Source organism: Sorangium sp. So ce145, assembly GCF_051525985.1.
GTDB lineage: Bacteria > Myxococcota_A > Polyangia > Polyangiales > Polyangiaceae > Sorangium > Sorangium cellulosum_B.
On the sequence record NZ_CP150315.1, the window covers coordinates 5704465 to 5716185 of the forward strand.

Here is an 11721-nt window from a genome sequence, read left to right on the forward strand (position 1 = left end):
ATGCTGGCCAGCAGCTTCTTCGACCTGGTCCTCGGCCTGGATATCCACTTCGAGATGGTGCCCACGCCTGCGCCGTTGCCGTTGCCCATCCCGAACCCGTTCACGGGCATCATCTTCGATCCGATGGGGCTCGCCGCGGGACTCGTGCTCGGCAATCTCATGGCCGCTGTCTCCGGCGCACCGCCGACTGGCCCTGTGGTTTACTGGGGCTTTGTTCCCGCGACCAACACGGGGACGGAGGCCATCCACATCCCCGGCCACATCCTGTTCCCTCCCGGGGTCGCCTGGGCGCCGTTCCCGAAGACGCCGAAGCCCGTGATCCACCCTGGTGAGGTCCCGGCGCCCGCCCTCCCCATCAAACCCGAGAACGACGCAATCTGTGTGTTCGGCTCGAAGACAGTGACCGTCATGGGCTCGAACGCCGTGCGGTTCGGCGACATCCTGTTGAGCTGCTCCGAGCCGATCCGGTTGCCGTCTTCCGTCGTGCTCGCGATCCCGAAGGGAGCGCCGATCCTGATTGGCGGCCCGCCGTCGCTCGACCTCATGTCGGCGGTCATGGCCTCGCTGCGCACTCGCTTCGTCAGCGATTCGCTCCATGCCCTGGTGAGCCGGCTCCGTCCGAGCCGGTTTCGCAATTTCCTGCACCGCGCGGTGTGCTTCTTTACAGGCCACCCCGTCGACGTCGCATCCGGCAAGGTCCTCACGGAGGCGGTCGACGCGGAGCTCGGCGGACCGATGCCGTTCCGCGTCGAGCGGATCTATTCCTCGGCGTGCGCCTCACGGCGTGGGCCCCTGGGCCACGGATGGAGCCTCTCCCTGGATCAGGCGATCTGGACCGAGCGCGGCAAGGTGGTCCTGCTCGCCGAAGACGGCCGGGAGATCGAATTCGACACGTTCGACCACCCCGGTCACACGATGCTCCCCGGCGAGGCGGTCTACCATCCCATCGAGCGGCTGAGCCTCCGCTGCCTGGGTGGCAGCCGCTGGGAGGTCGAGGCCCGGGACGGGACCGTGCGCGAGTTCGCCCCGGTGCCGGGGCGCCCGGAGGCGAGGGCCGCTCTGCAGCGCATCCGCTCGAGGTGCAGAAACCACGAGATCGTGCTCGCATACGACGCCAGAGGCCGACTCGAGTGGGTGCGAGACTCGGCGGGACGACTCGTCTGGTTGGAGCACGACGACGAGGATCGCCTGGTCGCGCTGAACCTGCCGCTCCCGCGAGGTCGCGGCTTCGCCGCACATCGGCAGTATCGCTACGACGACCAGGGCGACCTCGTCGCGGTCAGCGACGCGCTCGGGCACGAGTGGCGCTTCGAGTACGTGACGCACCTGCTCGTGCGCGAGACGGACCGCAACGGCCTGTCGTTCTATTTCGCCTACGACGGGCTCGGCGAGGACGCCTTCTGCGTTCGCACGTGGGGAGACGGCGGGATCTACGATCATCGCCTCCAGTACGACAAGCGCGGGCGCGTGACCGTGGTGACCGATTCGCTCGGGAACACGACCCGCTATTACATGAACGTCGTCGGTTTGGTGACGAAGATCGTCGATCCGCTCGGGGGGACGACCGAATATCAGGTGGATCCGACCACGCTACAGCGCACCAGGGAGGTCGATCCTGCAGGCGTCGCCGTCGAACGGCGCTATGACGATCGCGGGAACCTCATCGAGCTCGCCGACGGGGTGGGCTCGAAGGTGCGGCTGGAGTACGATCGCGGCGGTCGACCCGTCCGTGCAGTCGACGCCCTGGGCGGCGAGTGGCGATGGGAATACGATGAGAACGGTAGCCTCGTGCGCCGCGTGAATCCGCTGGGCGAGGCGACGTACCTCACCTGGGACCGCGGCTTGCTGGTGGCGCTGGCGCTCCCGGATCGCCGAAAGATCCACGTCGAGTACGATGAACACAAGGAGATCCGCGAGATACGCTCGGGTGGCAGCGGGAAGAGCACCTACGAGCGCGACGAGCGGGGGCGTCTGATCGCCGCACGCGATCCCCGCGGCGCGGTCGTCACGACGGCCTACGACGCCGAGGGGCGCACGCTCGAGCGACGATCCCGAAGCGGCGCCGCGGAGCGACATCGGTACGACCCCGAGGGACACCTCGTCGAGATCGACAGCGACGCGCGTCGGATCAAGCTCGAGTATGGTCACTTCCACCGCCTCGTCCGGCGGAGCGAGGGCGGCGGGGAAATCAGCTTTCACTATGACAGCGAAGGTCACCTGCTGGCGGCCCGGAACGAGTACGGAGAGCAGTACCTGTTCACCTACGACGCGAGCGGCAACGTCGCGACAGAGACGCGCTTCAGCGGTGGGACATGGCGCTACCGCCGAGACGCCGCCGGACGCGTGAGCGCCGCCGTAGACCCGGCGGGGAGCACGTCGACGATGATTTACGACGCCGCGGGGCGGCTCGCCCGGGTGGACCACGGCGACGGCACGTTCCTCGAGTTCCGATACCGCGCCGACGGCGAGCTCGAATGGGCCCAAAACGAGCACTCCGAGACATCGTGCCATCGCGACGCCATAGGGCGCATCCTTGCCGAGGTGCAGCCAGCTGGACGCGTCGCATCCACGTATCTCCCGGGCGGCGCGCGGCATCGAATCGAGTCCTCGCTCGGCGCCAGGTGCACTATCGTCCACGATGCCGGGCTAGGTGCGCGCGAGCTTCACCTGGGCGGCGGGGCGTCGCCCGAGGCGGTCATCGCCTTCACCCGGGATCCCATGGGGGCGGAGCTGTCCCGCCTCCTGCCTGGAGGTGTCGAGCTGCAATGGGACCGTGACATCGCAGGACGGCCTCTCGCGAGACGGACAACCCGGGTCGACAGCGGCGCCGCGCGTCTCGACGCCCGCGCGTACGAGTGGCGAGGCGAGGACCAGATCGCCGCGATCGTGGACGCGGCTCGTGGTGCACGCACATTCGAGCATGATCGTGCAGGCCGTCTGCTGAGCGAACGCTCGCCCCGCGGCGATGTCGCGCGACCTCTCCGGCGCTTCAGCGCGGACGAGCTCGCCGAGGAGCGAGCCTCTGCGCGCTTCGGGCCTGGCAGCCGGGTCATCGACCATGCGGGCGTCAGGTACACCTACGATGCGGCTGGCCGCCTGCAAACGAAGGAGCGTGACGGCCGGCGGTGGTCGTTTCATTGGAACGGTCACGGCCTGCTCCGGCGCGTTGAGCTGCCGGACGGTCGGGCGGCGCTCTTCGAGTACGACGCGTTCGCGCGGCGGACGGCGAAGCGGATCGTCCGCTGCGGGAGCTCGGGAGAAGAGGTGGTGGATTCGGAGACGCGGTTCCTGTGGGACGGCCACACCCTCCTCCACGAAATCTCGATCAAGCATGGTCTTACGACGTGGTACTGGGAGCCCGGTCTGTTCGCGCCAGTCGCTCGCGAGCGCGGTGGTCAGGTATGGAGCGTGATCCCCGATCACCTGGGCGCGCCGACGACCCTGTTCGACACCAGCGGCGTCCAGGTATGGGCTGCCGAAACGGACACGCTCGGACGCACCGCCGTCGAGCAGGGCGCCCCGGAGGATTGCCCCTGGCGGTGGCCCGGGCAATATGAGGATCCCGAGACCGGCCTGTATTACAACCGCTTCCGCTACTACGATCCCGACGCGGGCAGTTACGTCTCCCCCGATCCCCTGGGTCTGCTCGCCGGGACCGCGGAGTACGCTTATGCCCCCGACAGCCTGGTGTGGTTCGACCCGCTCGGCCTGATCGTGCTGCAGCAAGTTCCGTACAACGACCATCCCTTGTTCGGCGCTGTCTCTGAGTTCATCCAGGGGAAGAGCCGGAGCGACCTTCGCGGTCGCAACGTGGCTGCCGTCCTGCTCGATGACGGAACGGTCATCGTGCGCGCCAGCGAAGGGGGCGGCAATCACGCCGAGCGGGTGCTCATGGGCTTGTCGGAGGTGGACCCGGCGAAGGTCGTGGCCGTCTACACGGAGCGGTCCCCTTGCACGGGTCGCATCAACTGCCACGATTTGCTGGACTCGAGCCTGGGCGCGGACGTGCCGGTGTACTATACACACGAGATGATTCGAGGTCAGGAAGGCAAGACCGCTCAGCAGATCGAGGCGGATCGCAACCAATTTTGTCGAGGAGGATAGGTCCTGTGCGCGTCGTGACTGATGTCGAGATCGGTAGTCCAGTGCGCTGCGTCCGCTTCGATGCGTCCGGCCGGTACCTGGCGGTGCTGCCCGCCTCGACGAACAACGTGGCCGTCTTCGAGCTCGACGGCACGATGCTCCGACCCAGGGGCTGCCTCCCGACCGCCATTTCCGTCGATGTTCCGATCGCCACGCTGGCCTTCCACCCGCGCGACCCGATCGTCGCGCTCGCGAGTCAGGACCGCTTGCTCGGATTGTGGGACGTCGCCCGCGCGACCGCGGTCGCGGCGCTCGGCGAGCTCCAGCAGGCACATCCAGCCCGGGAGCGCGGGTACTGGGGCGTGAGCTTCTCGGCGGATGGTAAGTTCGTGGAGTCGCATTCCATGGAGCGCGGGCTCGGGGAGCGGTTCGACTGGTCGACTGGGCAAAGGACGTCTACCAGGTTCGGCCCGGGGGGGCCGATCGCATTGCACTCGGAGGGGCGCATCTTGGCGGTCTGCAGCGTCGCAGAGATGGCGACGACCACCTGGTTCGCCGAATGGTTGGCGAGCGGGGTCCGGTGGTACTCGGCAGAGCTCGTGTGCTGGTTCCCGGCGACGCGTGTCGTCTTTGGGCCGGGCGCCGTAGCGTTCATTGGCGGTTCGGGCGCAACCGCGGTGCAGGTCCACGATTTCCCCTCATGCGACGTCCGTTTCGTCGTGGACCTCGATCCCAATCCAGGCGACGTGGAGTTTCCCTGGGGCGTGAGCGAGGCGCTCGCCTTCACCCCGGGCGGCGAGCGCATCTTCGCCCCCAGCGCGTCAGGTGAGGTCCTGGCGCTGGACGCCTCGACGGGCGCGCGCCTGGCGGCATGGCAAGCCCATGCCAGCCTCGTCACGACCCTGGACGTGCACCCCCACGCGCCGCTCGTCGTCTCCGGCGGCGCGGATGGCGCGGTCGCTCTCGCCCACGAGCCAGGGCTCGCCTGGACCCGACGGGCGACCCCAGGCGAGCAGGACGCGTTCATCGCCCGGTTCGCTCCGCTGCCAGGCGACGAGCCGAACCGAGGCCCCTGCACGGTCATCGAGCCCTGAAGGCCGGCGAGCGCTCTCTCGAGACGCGCTCAGCCCTTCCTCGCCCCTCGTAGCGCGTCCGGCGCCTTATCCGCCATCTTCGTGTCCTCCGCCACTCTCTTCGTCCACCACCGCACGATGGGCATCAGCGCTGGCCGCTGGATCCGCAGCGCGTCCAGCGCTGCCTCCGCCCTTCCTCGCTCCAGGCCCACGACGATCCGCATGTACTCTTCCATCGTGATCGGTCCGCGAAAGGCCTCGATGCGCGCTACATAGGCGGCGTCGTACGCCCTGCGCAGCGCTTGCTTCCCGGTTCCTGCCTCCTCGGCGATCGCCACCTGCCAACGCCGCTCGTTCTCGCGCCACGTGCGCTCGCCGAGTTCATGTGCCTCCAGCACCCTGGCGCGCGCCGCTCGTCCCTCGGCGATCTCTGCTGCGATCGCTGCACACTGCCCGATCGAGAGCTCCACTTCCGCCGGCTCGGGCTCCGTCGCAGGTACGTCGAAGGTCGGTCTCTCCGCGACCACGACGCCTGGTTCGCTCGCGGGGACCGCCGCCGCGACCCCCGCCAAGGGTCCGATCATCGGCGGCTCTTCTACGACCCGAGCTTCGGTCGGCCGAATCTCTTCGACCATGACAGGCGGAGGCACATCGAGGGCCATGGCAGGCGGAGGCACGTCGAGCTGCGCGTGCGCTATGGGCTCGAGCGCGCTGCGCTCATGGCGATCTGGCCATGGGGCGGGTGCTTCCGTTGCGCGCGGCGACTCCTGCCGGAACGGCATGACCGGCTCGAGCGTCGGCTGGACGTCTGCATACGGCAAGAAGGTCGTGCCCGTACCTGCATCCTCCTCGCTGTCTGCCGACCAAGACGCCCGAGGCGCATGCGGTTCGTTGTCGGAGCCCACGGACGCGTCGTCGAAGCTTCCTGGCACGAACGGGAGCACCGGGTTCGCGCCTCGCTGCGTGTGAAGTGGAATCGTCGTCGTGGCGACCTCCTCGCTCGATTGCTCGGAGAGATCACCGGAGGCGTCCGCTTCCCCGCCCTCCGCGCCCAGGTCGCCCGCGCGGCACGTCCGCGCCGGCGCAATCAGGGACGGCGTCGCACGCGCGCTTTCGTCATCGATCGCCGCCGTCACAACCACGCGCCCGTCCTCTGAGGGGTGCGCGAGAACCACCACGCCACGCCAGACCAGCATCGCCAGCCCTCGATCGGCGTCGATGGTAAGCGTGTCGCAGCGCAACCGTGACTCCTGCGGGGCCGTGTTCGCTCGCTGCACGAGCGCCCTGGGCACGACGCACGAGAGGCGCGTCGCGAGGCGCGTATGGCTCGGGTGCAGGAGCTCGAGCACGATCGGCTCGTCGCCCGCGAGGTCCGGGAGCTGCTGGTCCGCGGAGGCGGCGTTGAAGAACGCGCCATCGATATCCTCAGGCAGCGGCCGCGTGTTCCACGCCCGGTGATCCCACGTCGCAGCGTGACGTCCGAGCATCGCGGTACGCGCGATCCGCTCCGGCGCGATAGGGCCGAGTCCGAGCAAGCCGGCTGGCACGCGCTCCGCGCGGACCTCGACGGCCTTCTCGAGTCGCCCCACAACGATCCGCGCTACCGGCACGCGCGCTGACGGTCTGCGAGGCGCGTACACGTGCCCCACAACGAGGACGTCGGCCTTCCGCTTGAACGGCGCGAGATCGCTCGCGGCGCAGAGCCGCGAGCGATCGTCGTCGCTGTAGACGTCCTCCTCCCACGGCGGTTCCTGCTCGGCGGCGAGCGCCGATGTACCTGGCCGAAGCTCGTACGTGGCCTTGCACGCCACGGTGAGCGCATGGGCGCCCGGGCGTGGTTGCCAGAGAATGCTGGACACGCGGAGCGGACAGAACGAGATGACGTCCATATGCAGCCAAGGGTAGCAGGGAGGGGGCGCCGGCCGCGATCGGGTAGCCCACCGTGTCGGCGAAGCGGAACCGGTGCGCGCCCGCCTCCGCTGCTGCGTCGATCGCCGCACGGACGAGATCGAGATCCGCGCGGCTCGAGTCCTCGCCTCCGACCGAGACGCGAAAGCCGTGATCGCGCGCGTGCGCGACCACGCGCCGGATACCGGCCAGCACCTCGTCGCGCCGCGCGCCGAGCTTCGCGGCGATCTGGCGATCCGAGAGCGGCACGGAGAGGTGGACCCGCGAGAACCCGGTGCGCGCCGCGGCGTCGACGTCGCCCTCCGTCATCCGACACCACGCTATCGCCTCAGCGCGCTCGAGGGCCTCGCCGACCGCCGCCATGGCCTCCACCTCGACCGGCCCCATCACCGGGACGCCCGCCTCGATCTCGTCGACCCCGGCCCGCTCGAGCACGCGCGCGATCTCGACCTTCTCCGCGGCGTGAAGGCCACGCCCGGCGCCTGCTCGCCATCGAGAAGGGTGCTGTCATTCACCACGCCCGGCGGGAGATCTCTCAGGCGCATCACAATCCTCTCCTCTGCAGCGAGCCGCTCCGCTCAGGCATAGGCGGGATTAAAGCTCCCGTTAGGTGCTCTCAGTTCCAGCCGCGCGTGCCCTCGTTCAGCGATCCCCTCGAAGCAGACGTCGAAGGGGACGAATAGGCTCCAGCGATCGCGGTCGCCGCGAGCCGCGGCTTCGAGGAGCACTCGTTTCTCCATGTCCGGCGCGCGCACAGCCCCCGGTCCACGGAGAGCCGCTGTCACATTCCGAGCTGCCCAGGCCGAGGAAGCGGCCCGCGTGCGCTCGCGGCGATCGGGCGGCGCGGCCGGCAGGCACATGGCACTTCCCTCCGCCTGCGAGACATGCGCATGCTCGGAGCGCAGCCATGGATACCCACCGTCTGAAGACCCTGATCGAGCGGCTCAGGCAGCAGCACCCCGCGAACGCGGGCGAGATCGATGCGGTCGAGCGATGGCTCCACGACGCGCCGCTGATCCGTCGCTACCGTATCAACCCCCACGTGGTCGCGGCGGACACCGCGCTCGACCCGCACGCGGTCATCCGCGTCCTGCTGCACGGCACCCAGACTGGCCTCTTCGACATGCACTGGGACGTCCACTGCGGCCATTGCAACATGCTGGCCGAGGCGATCGACGACCTCGCCACGGCCGCCGCCGTCTCGTTCTGCCCGATGTGCGAGTACTCCTTCGACGTCGACATCTCGGCGCGCGTCGAGGTGACGTTCTCGCTCGGCCGGTCCATCGAGGACCTCGGCTTCCCTCCGGTTTGCCAGCCGCCGTCGGCGCTCCACCCCCGCTATGGCATGACCGCCGCGCTCGGCGAGACCGCGGCGGCGACCGAGGTGCTCACCGCGGGCCGCTACCGCTACTTCTGCCCGTTGACCCGCGCCAAGGGCATCCTTCGCGTCGAGGGAGAGCCCACGGACGAGGTGCAGGCCGCCGCGATCTCGCAGCTCGCGGGACCCCACTATGACGTGACGGAGCTCGAGGTGCGGCCCGGCCCGCTCAGGATCGCGCTCACCAACGTGGGCTGGCCGCAGTGCGGCTTCATCGTTCATCACGATGTCCTGAAGGACGAGCTCGATCCGGCCAGCCTGCCGCGGCGGCTCAGCGGGCTCGAGCTGCTCCACGTGCCGGAGTACCGGCGCTACTTCGGCGGCATGGTGCTGTCGGCGCGGGAGCGGCTGACGGTCCGATCGGTCCTCGTCGTCTTCACCGATCTGTGCGGCTCCACGCGGCTGTACGAGCGGATCGGCGACGCCCCCGCGTACAACCTGGTGCGCGATCACTTCGACATCGTGATTGGCGCCGTCGAAGCGCAGGGCGGCGCGGTGGTCAAGACGATCGGCGATGCGGTCATGGCCACTTTCCTGGACGAGCGGTCCGCGGTGACGGCGCTGACCGCAGCCATGCGCGGCATGCTCGGCCGCAACGCCGGCCGGCCCGAGGGCGAGCGCCTCGTGCTCCGGGCGGGCATGCACCGCGGCCCGGCGTTGCTCGTCAACCTGAACCAGCGCCTCGACTACTTCGGCCGCACCGTGAACACGGCGGCGCGCCTGCTCGGCGTCTCGGCAGGCGGCGAGCTCACCGTCTCTGCGCCGCTCGCCGCCGACGCCGAGCTCGCCGGTCTGCTCACCGCCGAGGGCTGGACGCCGCCGCGCGCCTCGCACGTCGACCTGAAGGGGATCGAGGGGACCCGCACCGTGCATTCGGCGGGTTTTCCCGGCATGGCCGCGCGCTGACGCACGCGCCTCCCCGACGCACCGGATCCGCTGACTATGCACGGCCAGCGGCGCGCTCCGCGCCGTCCCGCCGATCGTGTCAGCGAACGACGCACGCCTTGCGCGGCGTCGCAAATCTTGCACGTGATGAGGGCAGACCGCGCTGCCAACCCATCGCGGAGAGCGAATACGACCGGGACATATTATCTTGGCCCGAAGCGTGCTATCGCCCTTTCGCCTCTTCAAAGACCCATCATGGCCCAAGACAGCATATTGCCGCGCCCGCTCGAGCGCGAAGTCGAGGATCGCCGCGCGTTCTTCCAGATCACCGACGAGGATCTCGCGCGCATCGCGGCGCTGCGGCCCCACGCCGAGAAGCGCACCGAGCGGATTGTCGACGCGTTTTACGAGCTGTTGCTCGACTTCGGGCCGACGCGAGAGCTCTTCCGCGACGGCGACGCCCTGCGCCGCGTGAAGCGCCTGCAACGCGAGTATTTCCTGGGGCTCTTCACCGGCAAGCTGGACCGGGCCTATGTCGAGCACCGGCTGCACGTCGGCGCGGCGCACGCGCGCATCGGCGTCGAGCCCACATGGTACCTCGGCGCGTATCGCCGGTACATGCACCTCTTGCTCGAGGCGTTCTCCGACGACATCGGAGATCCCGCAGAGGTGGTGCGCGCGTTCACGAGCGTCCAGAAGCTGGTCTATTTCGACGTCTCCCTGGCGCTCGACGCGTACTTCTCCACGACGTTCGACGTGTTGAGGCGCCATGAAGCCTCGATCCGCGCGATGTCCACGCCGATCATCCGCGTCCACGACGCCGTGCTGCTCCTGCCCCTGATCGGCGCCATCGACGATCAGCGCGCGCAGCAGATCATCGAGGCCGTGCTCCAGCGCGTGAGCGAGGAGCGAGCGCGGGTCCTCCTCCTCGACATCGCCGGCATCTCCACGGTGGACGCGCAGATCGCTCGACACCTGGTGAAGACCACGGCCGCCGTGCGGCTGCTCGGGGCCAGCGTGGTGCTCACAGGGGTCCGCCCCGGCCTGGCGAAGACCCTGGTCGAGATCGACGCGGACATGTCGGGAATGCACACGGTCGGAGAGCTGGCCGCGGGGATCAAGCTCGCACTCGATATCGTGGGCATGGCGATCATGCCCAAAGCGGAGCGACAGCGTACGGCGGAGCCGCCGATCGAGTAGGCGCCCCCCGTTACCGGGGGGCGCCTCTCACAGAACCGGACAAGTGCTGTTCACATCCGGCTCTTCGGGACGGCGGGTTGCGACCCCCGCCGCCGGCCGGTTCGCGACCTCTGCCATTCACCCAATGGTTCACTTCCAGAATTGCCACCATTTTTTCCCTGGAGACTGCTGTTCCGTCTGCTCGTCCGGCCCCTCACCCTCGTCCTGTCTGAAGTCCTTGTGCTGGACCAGCTGGACACCGCCACAGGCACCGCAGAAGGCGCTGAACGCGTCCATTCTTGCGCTGGCAGGAACATTCGGGAAGACTTTCGCTATCAGCTCGGAAGGCGCGTCGAACAGCTCGTCCAGGCCACACCTGCTACACGGCCCAATGACCCAGTCTGCGCGCTCTCGCAGGTACTGCTCGCGGACCTGCAGCAGGTGCTCGCCGCCGGTCGGCGCGATGAACCGAACCTCTGCGCCTTCGTTGACGGTCTTCAACTGGTGCGGCTGGTTCAGGACCCGGGCGGTGAAGACATCGCCGTGGCATGCGGTGACGCGCACCCAGACGAGCTCCGGACGGCGATCGGTGAGCCGCGGCCCCCCTCGTGAACCAGGACTTGCAGGTCGTCCGGGTGGTCGACGTGGAAGCGGCCCTCAAGCCTCGGGTGCTGTCGCCAAGCTGCCGTCATGTCCCAGAACCTCTCATCCGTTGCACTCGCGCCAGGCGCGCGCTCCGCGCCCCTCACTCCGCGAACACGCTCACCTCGACACCAGCCGCCTTCGCCAGCCCGGCGAGGTGTCCCGACCCGCGGCTCTTTTCGAACGCCGGATGAAACACCAGCACCCGCGCTGCCCCGCTCGCCAGCATCCGCTCGTTGAGCCCCTTCCAGGCACCACGCTTGTACTTGGCATAGTCCGCCTTGTTCTTCGCCATCGGCTCCACGGCGAGCCCGAGCTCGGCTGCGACGCGCCCGGCGAGGGCGTCCGCGCCCGGCGAGTCGCCGTGGATCACGATCGCCCCCGCCGGGAGCTTCGCCAGCTCGCGCCGGATCGCGTCCACGTCGGTCCACGCCACAGCGCCGGCGACGATCACACGCGTCATTCCGCCATCCTACCCTCGAAGCGCGCGGAGCGGGAGCATCGGGATGTACACACCCCGCCTGGCCCTCCCGGCGCAGCACCCGCCCGCCGAACCATCCCGCTCTGCGGGGC

The 11721-nt window shown here is 69.0% G+C and carries 7 protein-coding genes and 2 pseudogenes; 4 read left to right on the forward strand and 5 right to left on the reverse strand.

Translation table 11 applies throughout. From position 1 onward, the window contains the following. Together WMF34_RS21130 and WMF34_RS21135 are read left to right on the forward strand one after the other, a co-directional pair. Complete coding sequence (locus WMF34_RS21130; RefSeq protein ID WP_437994354.1) at positions 1 to 4104, forward strand: nucleic acid/nucleotide deaminase domain-containing protein; 4104 nt, start codon at positions 1 to 3, stop codon at positions 4102 to 4104. A gap of 5 nt (positions 4105 to 4109) precedes the next feature. Further along, positions 4110 to 5177, forward strand: a complete 1068-nt coding sequence (locus WMF34_RS21135; RefSeq protein ID WP_012236720.1) for a WD40 repeat domain-containing protein — start codon at positions 4110 to 4112, stop codon at positions 5175 to 5177. A gap of 29 nt (positions 5178 to 5206) precedes the next feature. Here the strand turns inward: WMF34_RS21135 and WMF34_RS21140 are convergent, their stop codons facing one another. The 3 genes and pseudogenes from WMF34_RS21140 to WMF34_RS21150 form a co-directional block, all read right to left on the reverse strand. Continuing rightward, complete coding sequence (locus WMF34_RS21140) at positions 5207 to 5818, reverse strand: hypothetical protein (protein ID WP_437994726.1); 612 nt, start codon at positions 5816 to 5818, stop codon at positions 5207 to 5209. Between the two features lie 579 nt (positions 5819 to 6397). Then, positions 6398 to 7045: pseudogene (locus WMF34_RS21145) on the reverse strand (DUF2169 domain-containing protein); the annotation flags it as partial. A gap of 103 nt (positions 7046 to 7148) precedes the next feature. Beyond that, a pseudogene (locus tag WMF34_RS21150) lies at positions 7149 to 7499 on the reverse strand (homocitrate synthase); the annotation flags it as partial. A 472-nt stretch (positions 7500 to 7971) separates the two neighbouring features. Here WMF34_RS21150 and WMF34_RS21155 point away from each other — a divergent pair. Then, the gene (locus WMF34_RS21155; RefSeq protein WP_437994355.1) at positions 7972 to 9348 is read left to right on the forward strand and encodes a DUF5939 domain-containing protein; all 1377 of its coding nucleotides are present in this window, start codon (positions 7972 to 7974) and stop codon (positions 9346 to 9348) included. A gap of 234 nt (positions 9349 to 9582) precedes the next feature. After that, positions 9583 to 10527: a protoglobin domain-containing protein gene (locus WMF34_RS21160; RefSeq protein ID WP_162144003.1), complete on the forward strand. Its 945-nt coding sequence runs from the start codon at positions 9583 to 9585 to the stop codon at positions 10525 to 10527. 129 nt (positions 10528 to 10656) lie between these two features. Here the strand turns inward: WMF34_RS21160 and WMF34_RS21165 are convergent, their stop codons facing one another. Then, positions 10657 to 11070, reverse strand: coding sequence for a hypothetical protein (locus WMF34_RS21165; protein WP_437994356.1), 414 nt, complete (start codon positions 11068 to 11070; stop codon positions 10657 to 10659). Between the two features lie 181 nt (positions 11071 to 11251). Further along, positions 11252 to 11611, reverse strand: coding sequence for an SLOG family protein (locus tag WMF34_RS21170; protein WP_437994357.1), 360 nt, complete (start codon positions 11609 to 11611; stop codon positions 11252 to 11254). Between the last annotated feature and the right edge of the window lie 110 nt (positions 11612 to 11721).

What these genes read in the sequence shown, in the direction of transcription:
- WMF34_RS21130 (WP_437994354.1), top strand. Translation starts at nt 1, where the DNA reads ATGCTGGCCAGCAGCTTCTTCGACCTGGTCCTCGGCCTGGATATCCAC.
- WMF34_RS21160 (WP_162144003.1), top strand. Translation starts at nt 9,583, where the DNA reads ATGGCCCAAGACAGCATATTGCCGCGCCCGCTCGAGCGCGAAGTCGAG.
- WMF34_RS21170 (WP_437994357.1), bottom strand. Translation starts at nt 11,611, where the DNA reads ATGACGCGTGTGATCGTCGCCGGCGCTGTGGCGTGGACCGACGTGGAC.
- WMF34_RS21155 (WP_437994355.1), top strand. Translation starts at nt 7,972, where the DNA reads ATGGATACCCACCGTCTGAAGACCCTGATCGAGCGGCTCAGGCAGCAG.
- WMF34_RS21140 (WP_437994726.1), bottom strand. Translation starts at nt 5,818, where the DNA reads ATGGCCCTCGATGTGCCTCCGCCTGTCATGGTCGAAGAGATTCGGCCG.